Origin of the sequence: Galbibacter sp. BG1 (assembly GCF_013391805.1) — a bacterium.
In the GTDB taxonomy this organism is placed as follows: domain Bacteria; phylum Bacteroidota; class Bacteroidia; order Flavobacteriales; family Flavobacteriaceae; genus Galbibacter.
Genome location: NZ_CP058364.1, coordinates 1,278,865 through 1,297,329, shown reverse-complemented (window position 1 = coordinate 1,297,329; position 18,465 = coordinate 1,278,865). Strand labels below are relative to the sequence as shown.

Sequence of the window (18,465 nt, the reverse complement as noted above, 5' to 3'; positions counted from 1 at the left end):
TTAGTTAGTTGTGTTTAATATTTGTTCTAAAATTTTTCTCGTAATTAAATATGTGGGTTTTACACCAGTAATTCCCAATCCTCCAGAGGCCAATGTACTTCCTGTTTCCAGAGGATTATCTGAAGCGTAATATGCATAACGCACCTTTACGTCTTCAGCAATACTCTTGCGTATTCGGGATGCCGATTGAATGGCTTTTTGGTAATGAACACCTTCCATTTCCAGCCCAATTACATTCCAGGTGCTGTCGTGAAAAAACTTCAACAAATCCTTATTTTGTAAGGAGGTTCCGAGCACGCTTATCATAGTTCCCTCAAAGACTTTTAGACCATTGCCTTCAAAATCTGCCGCACACAATTCATTTTTAAAGGGATAATTATCGGCAGTTCCTTCAAAAATATGGGCATTCGGAATCATTAAATCCCCTTTTCCGCCTTCCAAAATTCCTGCTTTTCCCATTATGGAAACCGAATCAACATTTAAAAATATTAATTTTTCCCCTTTGGCTTTGTACGGTTTTAAAAGCTCGTCGATGGTCTCGTAAGCCTGTTCCCCAAAGGCATAGTCCATTACAAAAAGGACTGGCATTTGGTCTTTTTCCACATCGCCGTCAAAAGTAAAGTTTATTTTATCAAAATCTATCTTTGCGGTGTCAAAAATTTGCACATCTATATTTGTACCCGAAGTATCGTCAATACTTATCATTCCATTCTTTTCGGCAAAGGTTCTTACCTTATCCCGCATTATAGAACTGGTGGGTTGGCTGAGCATCTCATAAACATCGTATTCGTTTTTCTGATTGCTGAATTCTTTTTTAAGAACTGCGGAAGCAAAAAGCGAATTCATGACACTGTGCATATTGGCACTTATAATATGAATTGGCCTATGCAGAAGATTATTATTCTTTAAGACCCTTTTAATATTGTTTGCCCAGATTTCCCCATGGATATGGTGTCCCAAACGTTCCCTTAAAACGGGACTGAAAGTAATGGTGCGCTTATTGCCATCTATAATTTCTTCCAGAGCAATTTTACCCATCCAATACACTATTTTTAAAAAACGCTCGGGAGTGTCTTTGCTTGCAAATACTTTGTGTGCGGCTAGGCACTCCTCAAATGTTCTACCAAGAATACTGGCGGCATGGCTTAAGGCTACTTCACGTTCGGGTTGGCTGAGCTTTTTCTTTAAAACAGCTTCTTCCAGTTTCTGCCAATCGCGAATGGTTTGTCCAGATTCCTCAATAAAAACATTATCAGCTATTTTATGGGATTCGATAAAAAGAAAAGTAAGATGTGTTAAAATATCGTAGATATCCGACCTTCCCCTGGTAATCTCAATATTCATTTGCTCATCGTCGATACGATAGCAATTTCTTCGTCTTTTGGGAGGGACTATAACATCGAAAGTGGAATGCTTATAACCTTCTTCTGATGTTAAATTAATATATCGGCATTGCTCAATTCCAATGGGAAGCCTATCCAAAATATATACCAAACCATTAAGTTCTACTTTAGGTTCTGCTACAGAACCATAAATTTCTGGCCGTAATTGAAGTAACGACTCCCTTAAGGTTTCTCCAGAAACACCCATGGGTTTATAAAAACCACGGTTGAAAAGGTGTCTCATAGCGATGTACATACGCTCTATAGCTCCTGAAGATTCTTGAGCTCTCGTTCTAGATTTTATTTTACTCATACCTTATTTTACTGCACAAAAATACAAGTTCTTTTTAAATTACTCACTAAGTGAAGTTTGATTTGTTTTTTCGCTTGCCTAGAGGCAGATTTCTCACCTATAAGATTTAAAAATACAAACGAGCTTGCGGGTTGATTATTTCTTTTTATATTCTTGCAATGCTTCTGCTATTTTACGGTCGTTGGACAGCCTTTGAACTTTATTTTGGCCACCTAGTTTTCCTTGTGATTTCATATAACTTGAGAAAGCACCTGGTTTTAAGGATGTAATCTTTAACTGTTGCAAAACTTTTCCTTCAATTAGATCTAAATAATAGCTATTTTGTTGCTGAAGGGTTTCATCTATTTTTTTTGCAAAAGCTGTTAAGTCTTTAGGTTCATCTTCAAACTCGATAAACCATTCGTGATAAGGAAGTTCTTCTTTCTCTGGAGTTATCTGTGGCGCTACGGTAAACTCGTTTATAGAAACATTAAAAGTTTTCATGGCTTCCCGCATGGATTGTTCCACTTCTTTGGCAATAACATGCTCCCCAAAAGCAGAAATAAAGTGCTTAATCCTTCCAGAAACTATTACTTTATAGGGCTTGGTAGAAGTAAACTGAATGGTATCACCAACATTGTATGCCCAAAGGCCAGCATTCGTGGAGATAATGAGCACGTAATTTACACCTATTTCCACGTCTTTTATGGTAATTCTCTTTTCGTTTTCGGTATTAAAATCTTCAGCTTTAATAAACTCGTAAAAAATACCAGCCTTCAGCAAGAGAAGCATCCCTTTGTCTTTTTGGGAATTTTGGTAGGCAAAAAATCCTTCACTAGCAGGGAAAAGCTCAATACTATCAACCTTTCTGCCAATAAGCTGTTCAAATTTTGCTCTGTAGGGTTCAAAATTAACGCCTCCATAAATAAACAAATTGAAATTCTTAAAGACGTCCCCTACTTTTTTTCCAGTTTTTTGCTGAATTCTTTCAAAATACATTTGTACCCACGACGGAATACCACTAATAACCGTCATATTCTCCGGAAGTGTCTCTTCTACGATAGCATCTACTTTTGTCTCCCAATCTTCAATGCTATTGGTTTCCCAGCTTGGGAGACGATTTTTTTGAAGATACCCAGGAACATAATGCGCCACTATTCCAGACAAACGGCCTAATTTAACACCATTTTTTTCTTGAAGTACTGGACTCCCTTGCAAAAAAATCATTTTTCCATCCACAAAATCAGAATTTCCAGTTTCATGGATATAGTTTAAAATAGCATTACGGGCAGCTTCAATATGGTTTGGCATGGAGTCTTTGGTAATGGGAATGTATTTTGCGCCAGAAGTAGTGCCAGAAGTTTTTGCAAAATACAAAGGCTTCCCAGGCCATAAAATGTTTTCCTCTCCTTCAACCGTTCGGTCGACATACTTTTTCAATTCTTCGTAATCCCTTACCGGAACACGATTCACATAATCTTTATAAGATTTAATTTCAGAAAAAAAATGGTCTTTTCCAAAAGCAGTATCCTTGGCTGTATTTATGAGGCTGTTGAAAACTTCGTCTTGAGTTTCCATAGGATTATCAATCCACTTCTGATTTTTCCAATGAATATATTTAGCGAATATTTTGGCAGCAAATGATTTTAAAGACATGGTTAATTTAGGTATTTATTGAAAATCAATATAATTTGTAGGATCTACAGGGTAGCCTTCGCTCCACAGTTCGAAATGCAGGTGCGGACCGGTAGTGAGCTCTCCTGTATTTCCTATTATGGCAACAACCTCTCCCGCTTTTACCAAATCTCCTTGCTGAACACTTAAGGAAGAATTGTGTTTATACACAGAAATAAGCCCAGAACCGTGCTCAATAATACAAACATAGCCTGTTTCGGCGGTCCATTCTGCAAATATCACCATACCATCAGCAACCGATTTTATCGGAGTATCTTTTGGAGCTAGAATGTCTACTGCATAGTGTTTTTCCTTGGCGTTGTATTTTTGGGACAAGGTTCCATTAACAGGAGGGAATAAAACAAAATCGGAATTTGTAGTGGCCGATTCGAAAAGGTTGTACCGATCTTCGTTAGCTACTCGTTCCCGCAACAGGGAATCTTGTTTATTGGGCACAAGATTCGCCACAATGGTATCTTTTCTAAATTCTTCAAACAAAGAATCTTTATTCACTTCCTGAGTGTTTATTTCGCCTTTCAATACCTTTTGGATCTTGTCATAATACAATTCATTGGCCCTTAAGCGAGCCGTTAGGGAATCTGCTTTGTAGGTAAGATCTATCGCTTGGCGTTTTAAGTGTGTAGAAGAATATCCCGGGATATATTCCCGTAAGGGTGTAAAAGCAATGAGTAAAGTGGTAAAAGCAATGATAAAAATGGCAAACAAAGTCCCTAAAACAAATACATTTAGCCGGTTTAATTTAAATGATAGTTTTTCTTCAAAAGTATCCTCATTTAAAATAACCAATCGGTATTTATGGAGCAGTTTTTTTTTAATCTGCTTTCTTTTCTTTTTCTTCTTGCTCATCATAGCAAATATAAATATAAGGACGACACAACCTTTGTAGTTGCTAAATATTTGTTTTTTTTTAACGCAAAGAAAGAGTTGTTGGGGAACACAATGTGGTAAAAATGATGATTTTAAGAAAAAAATTGATCTATTATATTCATTTCTTATTACCTTTGTTATCTAAATTTATTTAAAATGATATCATTAAACATTTTTCTCGGAATGATTGGGCCTTGGCAAATAGCAATTGTGGTTATTTTAGTACTGCTTTTGTTTGGTGGTAAGAAAATACCAGAACTAATGCGCGGTCTAGGAAGCGGTATCAAAGAATTTAAAGATGCCTCCAAAGAAGAAGACGAACCTACAGTTGATCAAAAAAAAGAGAATAACTAAATATTCTTGCAAATACGATGAATCAAAAAGCCCATTTGTTTAGAACAAATGGGCTTTTTGATGTTGTTAATTTATGTTGAAAAGCTACTTTTTGGTAGTTGCTTTTGCCAAATCTGTATTGGTATCTGTAAACTCAATGGTTTTTAAAACGGCTTCCAACTCAAACATATAATCTCTTTTATTGGTAGAAGGGGCAAAAGTAAAGCCTTCTATTACCAATAGGCGGTCGTTGGGTTTATCTTCAATTATATAATTAATGAAAGGGCCAGCCATAGCGAAGTTTTTTACTTCCCACATACCTTTGGTTTCAATGGCGTCCCTACCGGCGATTTCCTTATCGAAAACATAAGGGGCATAAGCTTTTTCCGTAATCATATACATACCTTCTTCTCTCCCAGGAACATATTTTTCACCAATGGAATCTCGCATTTTAATAATGGCATCAACCCTAGTGGAATCATCTGGGATGCTATTTAGAGGCATTTCGTAAACCAAAATATTCATAGTCCCTTTGCGAATTTGGCGTTCTATCCAAAAAAAGTTTTCTTCTTGTTTTGCAATCTTATAAATAGAAGGCATGGTTAAAGAAATACCCAGTTCTTCTTCCAAGGCGGTCTCTTTATTTAGGGAGCGTGTAAACCGCTCTTGACTTTCCCGGATGTCGTTCTTTTTAAAGGTTTCAATAATTTCTGGCGCTTTTTCGGCCACCTTGTCCATAATTTGCTCCTGGGTAGGCGCTTTAATAATACCAACTTGTTGCGGTTTGGCAAAAAGGTTTTCTTTTACACCTGCTATTACAGAACTGTCTTTTTGTACAATAAGAACATTTCTGCTATTTCTGGCGAAATCAGTAAAAACCTCTGGAGGCATTTGGTGAATGGAAAATAGTGGTTCCTCCCAAGGAAGACCGTCTACGGCAGCAGCAAAATACTTTCGTATAGAATCGCCAACTTGACCTTTCCACATATCGTTATCGATTACTACGGAGAGCGTATTAATGGCTCCTACAGAATTTGGAAGGTACTTTTCTTTTTTATCGTCTTTGCAGGAAAGAACCAATAAAAAAATAAAAACTCCCATCAATAGTTTTTTCATTGTTTTAGGTTTTTTATAAGTGTTGATCTCTGGTTTTTTTCAAGACAGTATCAACTGAATAAACGTTATGTGTTACCTCAAAAAATGATTTTTGTTGAGGTGCTTAACACTTGCAAAGAACCAACTTGGTTCCCGGCGTTAATTTATTCCCACTAATATCGTTCCATTCTTGAATATTTTGAATGGAAATTCCCGGAAATTTTTTTGCGATGCTCCATAGAGAATCGCCACTACGCACCACATATTCTTTGGAAGCATTGTTATTGCTAGCGGTAGGCGACTTTGTAGAGGTAGAAGTCACTGGTTTTTGAGGGAATATGGTTAAACGTTGCCCGATGCGAATATTATTATTTCGTAACCCATTCCACCGTTTAATCTCGCTTACCCTTACACCATGTTTTTCCGCAATGGTACCTAAAACATCACCACTTTTAACACGGTATTTTATTTGGGCACTTGTTTCTACCAATTCGGGTAATGGTTGTTCCTTCTTTTCAAGTTCTTTGGCAACTCGGGCGTAAATAGAATCTTCATTGGTAACAAATCGGCCTATTGCTTCCGTAGGTAAACGCAAACTGTAGTTTTCGTCGTCTACGTAGGGAATGATATCTAACTTATATGAAGGATTGAAAAACTGAACTTCTTCTCTATCGATCTCCAAATATTCTGAGATTTGATCAAAAGAAATCAATTTTTTAATATTTACCGTATCCGTTTCAAAATAATAGCCAGCTTCATTGGAAGCAAATTCTTCAAAACCATGTTCTTCTGCATATTCCATAATGTACATGGTAGCTAGAAACGCTGGTACATAACCTGCAGTTTCCCTTGGTAGGAAAGGCCTTAAATTCCAATAATTATTGGAGCCTCCACTTCGCCGAATGGCTTTGCTAACATTTCCTGGCCCTGAATTATAGGCAGCAAGTGCCAAATCCCAATCCCCAAATATCTCGTACAATTTCCCTAAATATTTACAGGCAGCTTCGGTCGATTTTATGGGGTCGCTACGCTCGTCTACATAACTACTTACATCCAGGCCGTACATTTTACCGGTTGGAAACATAAATTGCCAGATCCCAGTTGCTCCCACTCTAGATTTTGCTTTTGGATTTAAGGCAGATTCTATAACTGCCAAATATTTCATTTCCAGAGGAATATCGTAATTATCCATGGTTTGTTCAAACAGTGGAAAATAGAATTTACTTCGCGCCATCACCCTAGTTAAAAAAGCACGTTTACTTTTTAAAAACATCTTGATAACACTTTCCAAAGAAGGGTTATATTCTACGTTAAAAGGCGTTTTTTGATTAAGTTTTGCCAATCGTGCCTTTAAAGTATCTGTAGGAAGATCTACATATTCAACAGGTTCGAAAGTGAGGTTGGAAATATCTGCATAGATAGTATCGAACATTCCTGTATTGAAAAATTCCCTTTTCCAGAGGCTGTCTATTTTTTTGGCCTGTGGATTATCTGGAAACCCGTAGCGTTTTGTTTTTTCTTCTGCCAAAACGTAACGTTTCCCATCTATTAGGACGGAATCGGTATCTTGTAAAAGATTTCCTTCAACTACAGTAGTACTATCTGAAGTAATAGATAGTTGTTTTTGTGGTTGTAAGGTATTAGTCTTTTTTTGGGCGTAAGTGAGGGTACAAAAAGCACTGATCATCAGCGCTGTAAAAACTTTCTTCATCAATCAATACAAATTTTCATTTAAACGTACAATTTGTAAAAATCGTATTTTTTTCAAAAAAAATAACATCAATTTTGTTAAAAAAAGAATGCCTCTCAAATTAGTGAAAGGCATTTTTATATTCAATACTTTATTTCAATAAAAACCTACTCTTGAATTGCGGCTATTCCGGGAAGTGTTTTTCCTTCTAAACTCTCCAGCATAGCGCCACCTCCAGTAGATACGTAGCTTACTTTGTCTTCAAATCCAAATTGCTTAACGGCGGAAACACTATCGCCCCCACCAACAAGTGAAAAAGCTCCTTTCTTGGTTGCTTCTTCAATAAAACGACCGATTGCGATGGTACCCTTGGAAAAAGTTTCCATTTCGAATACACCAATAGGGCCATTCCACAAAATGGTTTTAGATTGTAGGATTACCTCTTTGAAGTTTTCCAAAGTCTTTGGTCCAGCATCCAATCCTTGCCAACCGTCTGGAATTTCCGTAACCGGACAAATTTGAGTCTCGGCATCGTTATTAAAATCGTCCGCAGCTACTACATCTACCGGTAGATGTATTTGTACTCCTTTTTCTTTGGCTTCTTTTAAAATATTCAATGCCAAATCCTGCTTATCGTCTTCACAAATGGAATCTCCAATTTTTCCTCCTTGTGCTTTAACAAAGGTGTAGGTCATCCCACCTCCAATAATAAGGTGATCCACTTTGTCCAAGATATTTTCTATAATGGTTATTTTTGAAGAAACCTTAGATCCTCCAAGAATGGCCGTTACCGGCTTTTCACCAGTTTCCATCACTTTGTTAATAGATTCTATCTCTTTAGCCATGAGGTAACCAAAACATTTGTTCTCACCAAAATAGTTGGCCACAACAGTTGTGGAAGCGTGAGCTCTGTGCGCTGTTCCAAAGGCATCGTTTACGTAGATATCGCCTAGCTTTGAAAGCTCTTCAGCAAAAGCAGAGTCGCCATTTTCTTCTTCCGCATGAAAACGAAGATTTTCCAACAACAAAACTTCTCCAGGTTGCAAAGCAGCTACAGCTTCTTCAGCAACACGGCCTACAGATTTTTCTATGAATTTAACTTGTACCCCAATAATTTCCGAAGCTTTGTTTACCAAATGTTTAAGCGACATATCGTCTCTTGCTTCTCCTTTAGGTCTTCCTAAGTGGCTCATTAAAACAGCGCTTCCGCCGTCTTCCAAAATCTTTATAATGGTAGGTTTGGCAGCTTCGATACGGTTGGTGTCGGTAATATTAAATTCAGCATCTAGCGGAACGTTAAAATCTACACGGATTAAAGCTTTTTTATTTTCGAAATTAAAATCGTCTATCGTTTTCATTCTATTTTAGGTTAATTAAGCAGCAAATTTAATTATTTATAGTTAGCTAAGAAAACATAGACTCTTTTATAAAGTTAAATCGGTATTAAATTAGCTGGAAGCCGCTTTTTTCTTTTACATAGGAAGGTTTAAACATGATTAATATTTGCGGGAATTAAAGAGAAAAGTTACTTTCACACCGTAAAGAATATTGTATGCTTTTTAGCGAAGTTTTAGGGCAGTCCCACATAAAAAAACATTTAACGTACAGTGCCGACAATAACCGTATTCCACATGCGCAGTTATTTGTTGGGCCAGAGGGAAGTGGGGTTTTGCCAATGGCAATTGCTTACGCGCAATATATTTTGTGCGGTAACGAGAATGGCGAAAACAACGGAGGAAACGGTAGTTGCAATTTAAAATTTAACAACCTTTCCCATCCCGATTTGCACTTTGCTTTCCCGGTAGCGACAAACGATAAAGTAAAGTCCCACCCGGTGAGCAGCCATTTTTTGGGGGAATGGCGAAATTTTGTAAAAGAACAACCCTATGGCAACTTATTCGATTGGTACCAGTTGCTGGAAATAGAAAACAAACAAGGCCAGATTGGTGTAGATGAAGCCCAAGACATTGTAAAATCCCTATCGTTAAAAGCTTATGAAGGTGGTTATAAAGTTATGATTATTTGGATGGCAGATAAAATGAACACTGCCGCCTCCAATAAACTGCTAAAGCTCATTGAAGAGCCACCAAACAAGACGTTTTTTATTTTGATTGCTGAAGATGAAGAGCAAATTATACAAACCATTAGGTCACGATGCCAAGTATTGCATTTCCCTCCGCTTGCCGAAGCAGTAATAATAGAAGCCTTACAGAGAAAAGGACTGGATATAAATGCGGCTACTAAAATTGCACATCAAGCAAATGGCAATTACAACAAGGCCATAGATTTGGTAAATCAAGATTCTGAAGATTTAGTTTTCGAAAAATGGTTTGTGGTTTGGGTACGTTCTGCCTTTAAAGCACGCGGTAATAAAGCTGTTATCCACGATTTACTTTCTTGGAGCGAGGAGGTGGCTAAAACGGGCCGGGAAACCCAAAAGAAATTTTTGCTGTTCTGTATGGATGTCTTTCGCCAGGCCATGCTCTTAAATTACCAAGCGAAAGAATTGGCATTTATGGATTTTACGGTAGAAAACTTCCAATTGGAAAAATTTGCTCCTTTTGTACATGGGAATAATATTTTGGATATTACCAAAGAACTGGAAGATGCTATTTATCATATTGAACGCAATGGAAACTCCAAAATTATTCTTACCGATCTCTCCATTAAGTTAACGCGTTTGTTGCATGTAAAGGAGTAGGAGGCATTATCTTGTTTTTAACCAACCAGTAATACTCATTCTTTCAGAAGCCAAAACAGGTTTTACTTCGTGTTCCAAAACCTGACTCTCAAATATAACAACCCTTCCAGGAAGGGGATAGAGGCTAATTTCTTGTTCTACACCATTTTTTTCTTTGTAAATAGCCAATTCCCCGCCGTTTTCATTTTTCCAATGCTCATCGTTGAGGTAGCAAACGAATGAAAGTTTGCGGCGGTCATCATTTTGGAACGTGTCTAAATGCCGCTTGTAGAAAGTTCCTTTTGGGTAAAGCGCGTAATGAAATTCTTTTGTTAAAATTCCTAAAAAACAAGTTTTGTTGAGGTACGTTACCAAGCTGTTTATTTTATTAAAAAATAACTGTTCGGCAGTATTGGTGTTCTTTTCGTCCATCCAAAGAACGAAGTCCCCACGAATGGAACGTACGATCTGCTCCTCGAACTTACTGCCAATGGCCGCTTTTTTAAACTTATCTTCCTCATATTTTTGCAATAAAGACGCCCGTAGTGCCATTACTTCGTCATTAGAAAAGAAAGAATCTATAACACTGAACTGTTGTTCCAAGAGGTCGTCGATAATTCTTTCGTAAAGCGGATTCTCCACAAACTCCAGCTGATCGAATAATTCATTCATTTGCACCATCGTAGTTTAAAAAAGTGGGCAAATATAGATTTTAATTCCATGTAAAAAATAATTATTTCATTAAGGGAAAGGCTTATACAGTTTCCACTTCCTCAAAAATGTTTTCATTTTCAGAAAAATCCAATGTTTCTGCCTCGGAAACATATTTTACAATTTCATCGATTCCCTTTTGCAACATTTTAGGGGTGGAATATTTTCGGCTTGTCGCCAACACCAATCCGCCTTTAGAAAGTCTGAAAAAATGTTTTCCAGAAGGGGTACTTTTTCTTGTAAAGGTGAACATTTCTGCATGCTCCCGTATGGCAGCAATAATAACTTCACAATCAGATTTTTGTTTGCATCCTATACTTGTAAAAATAGTTTTCCCTTTGCGGGAAGTAAAAACAAATTTAAAATCACCATTTTTCCGTTTGCTTATTACAAACATTCCCATGCTGTGAAATTTTTGAGGTTTGCGTAGATTGAGAATTACAAATCTAATTTTTCTTGAAGGAATTCCACGGTTTTTAGTAAAATACTACAAAATAAAATTCTTAATCTTTTCATATTCAGCAGAAAAACTTATTTTTGATCTTAACATTTCATCCAAAAAAAATGTAATATAACTATGAACTTTGGGGTTCTTAAATATTTGTTAAATATTTACTGCAGATTAATTCTTACTTAATAGAATTAGGTTCCCCACAGCCTACATAAAATTATGAAAAAGAGAATTTTTTTAGCAAATTTCCCCCCGATAAAAAGTATGCTACAAAATAACTACAGTATTAATTGTGGCTTTAGAAATGCGCTGCTGCTATTGGCCTTGGTAAGTTCTTCTCCAATTTTTTCTCAAGATAAAAAATTAAAAAAAGCAAATAAGGCTTACGAGAAGTTCGATTATGTACGCGCTATTAATCTATATGAAGGAATCGCTGCAAATGGTTACAGTTCTTCTGAACTTTATGAAAAGCTGGGAAACGCCTATTATTTTACAGCAGAACCCGAAAAAGCAGTAGATTGGTATGAACGTTTAATGAATTCTGAAGCAAACCTGCAAGCAGATGATTATTACAGATATGCCCAGTCGTTAAAATCCAAAAAGAATTATACAGAGGCCAACGAAATCCTTACCAAATTAAATGAACGCTTTCCCGAAGATATAAGAGGAAATCTATTTATCGCAAACCCTAATTACTTGGAGCAAATACAAAAGGATGCTGCAAAAAATGAGGTAAGTTTAGCTTCATTTAATTCAAAATACGCAGACTTTGCGCCAATAATTCACAATGAGAGGCTTTATTTTACTTCGGCAAGGGATACCGGTTTTTTGGCTAAAAATATTCAAAGCTGGAACCACAAAGAGTTTACCGATCTTTATGAAGTAACTTTGGACGAGCAACGCACAGAGAAGCTTTCTAAAAATATAAATTCCAGGTACAACGAATCGACAGCCTTTTTTACTGAAAACGGGCAAAAAGTGTATTTCACTAGAAATAATTCCATCGATAAAAAGTTGCTAAAGGGAAAAGATAACGTAAACCGACTTCAAATCTATGAAGCTACAATAGACGCTAGCGGAGAGTGGACAGACATACAAAAGCTTCCCTTTAATAGCGATAATTATTCGGTGGCGCATCCTGCACTCAACCAGAACGAAAGTTTAATGGTATTTGCTTCGGATATGCCAGGAGGTAAAGGGAAATCTGATTTGTATTTGGTAAAAATAAATCCAGACGGTAGTTTTTTAGAGCCTGTTAATTTGGGAGATCAAATAAATACAGAATCACGGGAAACTTTTCCTTTTTTCTCAAAAGAAGGAGTGCTTTATTTTTCTAGCGATGGCCATCCAGGAATGGGAGGTCTAGACCTGTTTGCCGCCAAGCTAGATAGCGATTTTAATGTTGTAGCCATTAAAAATTTGGGAGCTGGCATCAATTCCATTGATGATGATTTTAGTATAAGTGTAAGCGAGGATGGAAAATCAGGTTACTTTGCTTCCAACAGAGAAGGTGGTATGGGCAACGACGACATTTATAGATTTACCAAAAATTGTGTGAATTTTGTTTCCGGAAACGTTGTAAATAGAAAAGGAGAGGCTATTGAGGGCGCCAAAATAGCAACAGTGGTAGACAACCAATTAACTACGGTTTATACGGATACAGCTGGAAATTACGAGATAGCAAACTATGTCCCCTGTGGAACTTCAGTAGAAATAACTTTGGAAAAGGAAGGTTACGTAACTACTACGGAAATTGTGAATATTGAAGAAAATAAAAAAGCATCCTTTATATTGGAATTGGAAGACTTGCATGAACATATTGCTTTCAACGAAATATATTTCTCTTTTGATAGATCGGTGATTAAAAGCACTGCCAAAACCGAATTGAATAAAGTGGTGCAGTTTTTAAATGAAAATCCCAAATACAGCTTAGAGATCGCTTCTTTTACCGATAGTATAGGAGATGAAAATTACAACCTTGGTTTATCACAAAGAAGAGCAGATTCCACGGTAAAATATATAATTTCCCAAGGGATTGATGCTAACAGGGTTTCTGGAGTTGGTAGAGGAGAGGCCCAATTGGCAAACGACTGTTTTGATAATGTTCCCTGTGATAAAACAGATAAAAAACTAAATAGAAGATCAGAATTTAAGCTAATAAAGGAATAAATTAATTCCAACCTTTTAATGGTACATTACAAACCCTAAGTAAATTTTTACTTAGGGTTTTCTCTTTTCCTTTAGCCTGTTTCCTGCAACCTTTGCTCGCGTTCAACAAAAACTTTTATAGGAAAGAATCAAAAGGTATTTCTATACGTAACAAGCAACGTCTTAAGTAGTTGAGTTAAAAATTACATTTCGTCTAAAAAAACTATAACTCAAACGTTGTAGTACTATATTTTTGTTACATTTGTAGCAGTTACTAACAACAACACAGCAAAAGTATGACGGACAAAACACTTGTTACGCAAACGATTTCGTTAAAAAAGTATGGAATCGACAAGGCAAAGGTTAATTACCAATTAAGTCCTGAGAAATTACATGAAATTACCTTAAAAAAGGAGATGGGCAAAGAAGCGTCTTCGGGAGCGTTGGCCATTAACACCGGAGAGTTTACGGGGAGATCTCCAAAAGATAGGTTTATCGTAAAAGATGATGTTACCAAAGATAAGGTTTGGTGGGGAGACATTAATTTGCCGTTCGATCCAGATAAATTTGATGCGCTTTACCAAAAAGTAGTTAGTTACCTTTCAGAAAAAGAGCTTTATGTTAGGGATTGCTACGCTTGTGCAGATAAGGATTATCAATTAAACATACGTGTCATTAACGAATATCCGTGGAGCAATCTTTTTGCTTACAATATGTTTTTGCGTCCTTCAGAAGAATCCCTTGAAAATTTTCAGGAAGATTGGGTCGTAGTCAATGCGCCAGGATTTAAAGCAGATCCAGCGGTTGATGGTACCAGACAGCATAATTTTGCAATCCTTAATTTCACTAAAAAGGTTGTGCTCATTGGAGGTACAGGCTATACGGGAGAAATAAAGAAAGGGATATTTTCAGCTTTAAACTTTTTACTCCCGGTATACGCAAACACACTTCCAATGCATTGCAGTGCCAACGTTGGAAAAAATGGGGATACTTCTATATTTTTTGGATTGTCTGGAACTGGAAAAACAACTTTGTCGGCAGATCCAAAGCGCAAATTAATTGGTGATGATGAGCATGGATGGACCAAAGAAGATACTGTTTTTAACTTTGAAGGCGGATGTTATGCAAAAGTGATCAATCTTTCCGCAGAAAACGAACCCGATATTTTTGGAGCTATTAAAGAAGGAGCCCTTTTAGAAAACGTTGTTTTAAAGGAAAATGGTGATGTAGATTTTAAAGATACTTCCATTACACAGAACACGCGTGTAAGCTATCCTATTTATCACATTAAAAACATCCAACAACCGTCCATAGGCTACAATCCGACCAATATATTTTTCTTAACTGCGGATGCCTTTGGTGTTTTACCTCCAATTTCAAAGTTAACCCCGGGCCAGGCAGCCTATCATTTTATTTCGGGATATACGGCGAAAGTTGCAGGTACAGAAGCGGGAGTAAATGAACCAATCCCTTCTTTCTCCGCTTGTTTTGGCGCTCCTTTCATGCCTTTACATCCTACAGCATATGCAGAAATGCTCAGTGCCAAAATGAAGCAGACCAATGTGAATGTTTGGCTCATAAACACGGGATGGACAGGAGGCCCTTACGGCGTAGGAAAGCGCATGGCCTTAAAATATACACGGGCTATGATTACAGCGGCCATGAATAACGAATTGGGAGAGGTTAACCATAAAAATTATCATATCCATTCGGTATTCGGACTCGCACAACCAAGAACGTGCCCTGGAGTTCCAGAGGAAATTTTAAATTCCAGAATGACCTGGAATAACGATGAAGGTTACTATAAACAGGCACATAAGCTTGCAGATGCGTTTAAAGAAAACTTTAAAAAGTTTGAATCTTACGCCAACAAAGAAATAAAGGAAGGTGGCCCTTTAGTCTGATATTAATTTTAAGGGAGAGTGAAGCCTCCCGAGCTTGCCAAATAGTTAGTAGAAAAGCCTCTGGAAATCCAGAGGCTTTTTGTATACTGCTATTATAATAAACTTTTAAAAAGTTTATTTTTTATTTACCTGCGCTATGTACTTTTCAAGTGCCATGGTCATCGATGGAGTTTCAGGCGTAGGAGCCTCGATATCGATTCGCAATCCGGCTTCCGTAGCAGCTTTTACCGTGGTATTGCCAAAAACGGCTATACGGGTGTCGTTCTGCTCAAAGTCTGGGAAATTTTTCAACAAAGATTCGATTCCAGATGGGCTAAAGAAAACCAAAATATCGTAATACACATCACGAAGATCAGAAAGGTCGCTAATTACTGTTTTGTAAAGAATAGCTCGTTTCCAGTCGATTTTAAGGTCGTTTAAGGTTTCTGGGATCAACGGTTTTAAAACGTCTGATGAAGGCAGTAGAAACTTTTCATCCTTATATTTTTTAATAAGCGGTGCCAATTCCTGGAACGTTCGCTTACCAACATAAATTTTACGCTTTCTATATACCACATACTTTTGCAAATAGTAAGCTACTGCTTCCGATTGGCAAAAATACTTCATAGAGTCTGGAACTTTAAACCTCATTTCTTCAGCAATTCTAAAGAAATGGTCTACTGCGTTTCTACTGGTTAAAATAATCGCTGTAAACTGTGTTAAGTCAACTTTTTGCTGTCTTACATCTCTTGCATTAACTCCTTCGACATGAATAAAAGGTCTAAAATCTACCTTTATTTTTTGCTTTTCAACCAACCTTAAATAAGGGGAATTTTCCACTTTAGGTTCGGGTTGTGAAACCAAGATTGTCTTAACTTTCATAAATATCCGTTAGTTTGAAGCCTTATCAATAAAATAAAATTTTATTACTATCAAATAAGGGGCTATTTCTAGCGCGCAAAGATACAAAATAAAATAAAATAAATATTTTCCTATTAATTTTTGATGATTTCTTAATGTAAGTATCATAGCAATAACATTTAATGAAACAAATGTGAATAATAATAAGTAAAATATAATTTCATGGCTTAAATCACTGTAAATGAATAAACTAATGATTGGAAGTACAATTAGTGCAGATAAGTTTCTATAAGTTACTTTGTGGAAATGAAAACTTTCTACAAATGGTTGAATGTCGAAAACAGTAGCAATAATTTTCTCGAGATAGAACTTAAAAAGGATAAATAAAAATAAAAATGGAAGGATGAGGTAAGGGTTAATGCTATGCGGTAACTGGAAATACTCAATGGTAATCCAGACTATTAAAGAAATAGCGATAAGCTGTGGGATGAATAAGAAGAAATTAAAAACGCTTGTAGATTGGTTTGGTTCTTTACTGTAAATTTTTAGATACTTATAATTTAAAAAGAGCGAAACGAAAGCATAAAACTTTTGTTCATTAACGAGTTTGGCAATGCTTAGGCTCACTAATGCGGTGAATAGTAAAATGGTTTCCGTGGTGTGGAAATCGGTATTTCTTAAAACCTCTTTCAATTCTTTTCTAGTTTTATTCTCGATCCTTGAAAACCGGGATAGGTACCGTTATTTAAAATTCCCATTCTAAAATAAGTAACTTCTGGTATTTCAACCGTATCTGGTATTTTTACTTGCAAGCTTGCTTTTTCTTTATTTTTAAGCCTAACAGAGCCCGCATCTACGATAAGAGGGAATGTTTTAATATCCCTTTTGTATTCATCATAAAAGACTGCTGCAAAAGATAAGGAATCCAACGGGATTGTTTCAGGGTATGGGTTGTATATCTCTGCTGAAAATTTCGAAGGCACTTTTTCTTTAAAGTCTTCTTTATGAACATCTATCTTAATTCGTTTGTAGGTTTTAAAAGGATTGATAAAAGTACCCCTGATTTTACGTGTTTTAAATTCTTGCACTACGGAAAGGGTGGAATCAATTAAATAATGATGATTTCCGGTGATAAACGCCACTTTTTTATTTCGAACCTTAAATTCTGAGCTATCCAAAGAAAACTGATTTTGTCGACCATCCAAATCGTTGGAAGCAAAAACGGTAGAGCCTCCAGAATAAAAGCCATACATGGCAGCGTCTCTATAGGAATTATGAAAAACTACCGGAGCATCCTTTACTTGGGCTTGTAAATGTTTTACCCATTCTTTGTTACCATAGGCTTCATATTTAATGGGAGAAATGGGTTGGTAGATAAGTGCCACTCTTAAAAAGCAAATAAGCACTACTGAAAAAACACTTATTCCCAAAAGCCATTTACGGTATTTCGAGTGACTGTATGCATATCGCAAAGAAAAAAGAATAAGGGGAATAACCATGAGAATTACCCATTGTGCTTGTGTTTTTCTAGAGAAACTAGAGAATAAAAAGAAAATAAAAACACCAATCCCTAAATATTTCAATGCTTTATCGAACAAATTTTTTGAAGGCACTTTAAAGAATGCCCAATACATAAGTGGAAATGCCAAACCGGCTACGGCGATGCAGTTCACTAAATAGTCTAAAGTAAATTTTATACGGTAGGCACTATCGGCACGGTCAAAGAGATGATACTTCAAAGGCACGAAATCTACTTGATAAAGCCAAAATAAATGTGGGGTATATAAAAGAAGCGCAAAAACAGTAGCTAACCAAAATCCAGCCCTTTTAAATAAGTTTAAATTAGATAATACCACAAAACCAATAAGAAGTACGCCGTGATATTTACTATACATTACAGCGGCCATGCTAAAACCTAGGAGAAGAATGTTAATTGTTTTTTCTTCCGACAAGAAACGTTTGTAGGCCCATAAAAAAACTAAGCTGGAGGTTACCAAAGCAGTATCTGGAAGCATCATAAACCCATAGGCGACCATAAGACCTACACTGCTTACAAAGGCAATAAATAACCATGTGTATTTATATTTTTTGTCATCATCCAGAAGCTGCCATAACAACAGCACATTGATTCCATATAAAAACGGGGCTAATAAACGCACCCCAAGTTCCCCATCGAAACTATTAATCCCTAAATTTACCAACAAAGCCACCATCGGGGGATGATCGAAATATCCCCAACTGAGGTCTTGTGCAAAATACCAATAGTATGCTTCATCGAAAATGAGCCCAGTAAAAGCACTCTGAATTATATTCACCACAATAGTAGCTAGAATAAATAGAAAGATGATTTTATTGGAAAGGGCTTTGCTCATCATAG

The 18,465-nt window shown here is 36.6% G+C and carries 15 protein-coding genes; 4 read left to right on the top strand and 11 right to left on the bottom strand.

The window, feature by feature from the left end:
* The 3 genes from HX109_RS05680 to HX109_RS05670 all read right to left on the bottom strand — a co-directional run bounded on the left by HX109_RS05680 (position 1) and on the right by HX109_RS05670 (position 4,215).
* Positions 1-1,695, bottom strand: coding sequence for a DUF6909 family protein (locus tag HX109_RS05680; RefSeq protein WP_178950227.1), 1,695 nt, complete (start codon positions 1,693-1,695; stop codon positions 1-3).
* 135 nt (positions 1,696-1,830) lie between these two features.
* Positions 1,831-3,330 (bottom strand): GH3 auxin-responsive promoter family protein, encoded by a 1,500-nt coding sequence (locus tag HX109_RS05675; protein WP_178950226.1) that lies wholly within the window; start codon positions 3,328-3,330, stop codon positions 1,831-1,833.
* 15 nt (positions 3,331-3,345) lie between these two features.
* Positions 3,346-4,215 carry a M23 family metallopeptidase gene (locus tag HX109_RS05670; RefSeq protein ID WP_178954071.1) on the bottom strand — a complete coding sequence of 290 codons (870 nt, stop codon included), beginning with the start codon at positions 4,213-4,215 and terminating at the stop codon, positions 3,346-3,348.
* Between the two features lie 177 nt (positions 4,216-4,392).
* Here HX109_RS05670 and HX109_RS05665 point away from each other — a divergent pair, with 177 nt between their 5' ends.
* The gene (locus HX109_RS05665; protein WP_178950225.1) at positions 4,393-4,590 is read left to right on the top strand and encodes a twin-arginine translocase TatA/TatE family subunit; all 198 of its coding nucleotides are present in this window, start codon (positions 4,393-4,395) and stop codon (positions 4,588-4,590) included.
* A gap of 84 nt (positions 4,591-4,674) precedes the next feature.
* Here HX109_RS05665 and HX109_RS05660 read toward each other — a convergent pair whose 3' ends face one another.
* The 3 genes from HX109_RS05660 to HX109_RS05650 form a co-directional block, all read right to left on the bottom strand.
* The gene (locus HX109_RS05660) at positions 4,675-5,685 is read right to left on the bottom strand and encodes a DUF4837 family protein (RefSeq protein ID WP_178950224.1); all 1,011 of its coding nucleotides are present in this window, start codon (positions 5,683-5,685) and stop codon (positions 4,675-4,677) included.
* A gap of 103 nt (positions 5,686-5,788) precedes the next feature.
* Positions 5,789-7,375, bottom strand: a complete 1,587-nt coding sequence (locus HX109_RS05655) for a lytic transglycosylase domain-containing protein (protein WP_178950223.1) — start codon at positions 7,373-7,375, stop codon at positions 5,789-5,791.
* 146 nt (positions 7,376-7,521) lie between these two features.
* The gene (locus HX109_RS05650) at positions 7,522-8,712 is read right to left on the bottom strand and encodes a phosphoglycerate kinase (RefSeq protein ID WP_178950222.1); all 1,191 of its coding nucleotides are present in this window, start codon (positions 8,710-8,712) and stop codon (positions 7,522-7,524) included.
* Between the two features lie 194 nt (positions 8,713-8,906).
* Between HX109_RS05650 and HX109_RS05645 the strand changes: the two genes are divergently transcribed.
* Entirely contained in the window at positions 8,907-10,055 is a 1,149-nt protein-coding gene (locus tag HX109_RS05645; protein ID WP_178950221.1) for an ATP-binding protein, read from the top strand.
* 6 nt (positions 10,056-10,061) lie between these two features.
* Here HX109_RS05645 and HX109_RS05640 read toward each other — a convergent pair whose 3' ends face one another.
* Positions 10,062-10,706, bottom strand: a complete 645-nt coding sequence (locus HX109_RS05640) for a 2OG-Fe(II) oxygenase (protein WP_178950220.1) — start codon at positions 10,704-10,706, stop codon at positions 10,062-10,064.
* 82 nt (positions 10,707-10,788) lie between these two features.
* Positions 10,789-11,148, bottom strand: a complete 360-nt coding sequence (locus HX109_RS05635) for a DUF1508 domain-containing protein (RefSeq protein ID WP_178950219.1) — start codon at positions 11,146-11,148, stop codon at positions 10,789-10,791.
* A 267-nt stretch (positions 11,149-11,415) separates the two neighbouring features.
* On the opposite strand from HX109_RS05635, the gene HX109_RS05630 reads away from it, so the two are divergent.
* Together HX109_RS05630 and pckA are read left to right on the top strand one after the other, a co-directional pair.
* Positions 11,416-13,365 carry an OmpA family protein gene (locus HX109_RS05630; protein ID WP_178950218.1) on the top strand — a complete coding sequence of 650 codons (1,950 nt, stop codon included), beginning with the start codon at positions 11,416-11,418 and terminating at the stop codon, positions 13,363-13,365.
* Between the two features lie 275 nt (positions 13,366-13,640).
* A complete protein-coding gene (gene pckA, locus HX109_RS05625) occupies positions 13,641-15,248 on the top strand; it encodes a phosphoenolpyruvate carboxykinase (ATP) (RefSeq protein WP_178950217.1) in 1,608 nt (535 codons plus the stop codon).
* Positions 15,249-15,362: 114 nt separating this feature from the next.
* Here the strand turns inward: pckA and HX109_RS05620 are convergent, their stop codons facing one another.
* The 3 genes from HX109_RS05620 to HX109_RS05610 form a co-directional block, all read right to left on the bottom strand.
* Positions 15,363-16,109: a uroporphyrinogen-III synthase gene (locus HX109_RS05620; RefSeq protein ID WP_178950216.1), complete on the bottom strand. Its 747-nt coding sequence runs from the start codon at positions 16,107-16,109 to the stop codon at positions 15,363-15,365.
* A gap of 9 nt (positions 16,110-16,118) precedes the next feature.
* The gene (locus tag HX109_RS05615; protein ID WP_255462846.1) at positions 16,119-16,715 is read right to left on the bottom strand and encodes a DUF4271 domain-containing protein; all 597 of its coding nucleotides are present in this window, start codon (positions 16,713-16,715) and stop codon (positions 16,119-16,121) included.
* A 62-nt stretch (positions 16,716-16,777) separates the two neighbouring features.
* On the bottom strand, positions 16,778-18,463 hold the full coding sequence (locus tag HX109_RS05610) for an ArnT family glycosyltransferase (RefSeq protein ID WP_178950214.1): 1,686 nt from the start codon (positions 18,461-18,463) through the stop codon (positions 16,778-16,780).
* Positions 18,464-18,465: the final 2 nt, after the last annotated feature.

Bases quoted from the DNA above. Each gene is read 5' to 3' on its own strand.
- HX109_RS05665 (WP_178950225.1), top strand. From the start codon at position 4,393: ATGATATCATTAAACATTTTTCTCGGAATGATTGGGCCTTGGCAAATA.
- HX109_RS05610 (WP_178950214.1), bottom strand. From the start codon at position 18,463: ATGATGAGCAAAGCCCTTTCCAATAAAATCATCTTTCTATTTATTCTA.
- HX109_RS05630 (WP_178950218.1), top strand. From the start codon at position 11,416: ATGAAAAAGAGAATTTTTTTAGCAAATTTCCCCCCGATAAAAAGTATG.
- HX109_RS05635 (WP_178950219.1), bottom strand. From the start codon at position 11,148: ATGGGAATGTTTGTAATAAGCAAACGGAAAAATGGTGATTTTAAATTT.
- HX109_RS05660 (WP_178950224.1), bottom strand. From the start codon at position 5,685: ATGAAAAAACTATTGATGGGAGTTTTTATTTTTTTATTGGTTCTTTCC.
- HX109_RS05670 (WP_178954071.1), bottom strand. From the start codon at position 4,215: ATGAGCAAGAAGAAAAAGAAAAGAAAGCAGATTAAAAAAAAACTGCTC.
- HX109_RS05680 (WP_178950227.1), bottom strand. From the start codon at position 1,695: ATGAGTAAAATAAAATCTAGAACGAGAGCTCAAGAATCTTCAGGAGCT.
- HX109_RS05655 (WP_178950223.1), bottom strand. From the start codon at position 7,375: ATGAAGAAAGTTTTTACAGCGCTGATGATCAGTGCTTTTTGTACCCTC.
- HX109_RS05620 (WP_178950216.1), bottom strand. From the start codon at position 16,109: ATGAAAGTTAAGACAATCTTGGTTTCACAACCCGAACCTAAAGTGGAA.
- pckA (WP_178950217.1), top strand. From the start codon at position 13,641: ATGACGGACAAAACACTTGTTACGCAAACGATTTCGTTAAAAAAGTAT.
- HX109_RS05675 (WP_178950226.1), bottom strand. From the start codon at position 3,330: ATGTCTTTAAAATCATTTGCTGCCAAAATATTCGCTAAATATATTCAT.
- HX109_RS05645 (WP_178950221.1), top strand. From the start codon at position 8,907: ATGCTTTTTAGCGAAGTTTTAGGGCAGTCCCACATAAAAAAACATTTA.
- HX109_RS05640 (WP_178950220.1), bottom strand. From the start codon at position 10,706: ATGAATGAATTATTCGATCAGCTGGAGTTTGTGGAGAATCCGCTTTAC.
- HX109_RS05650 (WP_178950222.1), bottom strand. From the start codon at position 8,712: ATGAAAACGATAGACGATTTTAATTTCGAAAATAAAAAAGCTTTAATC.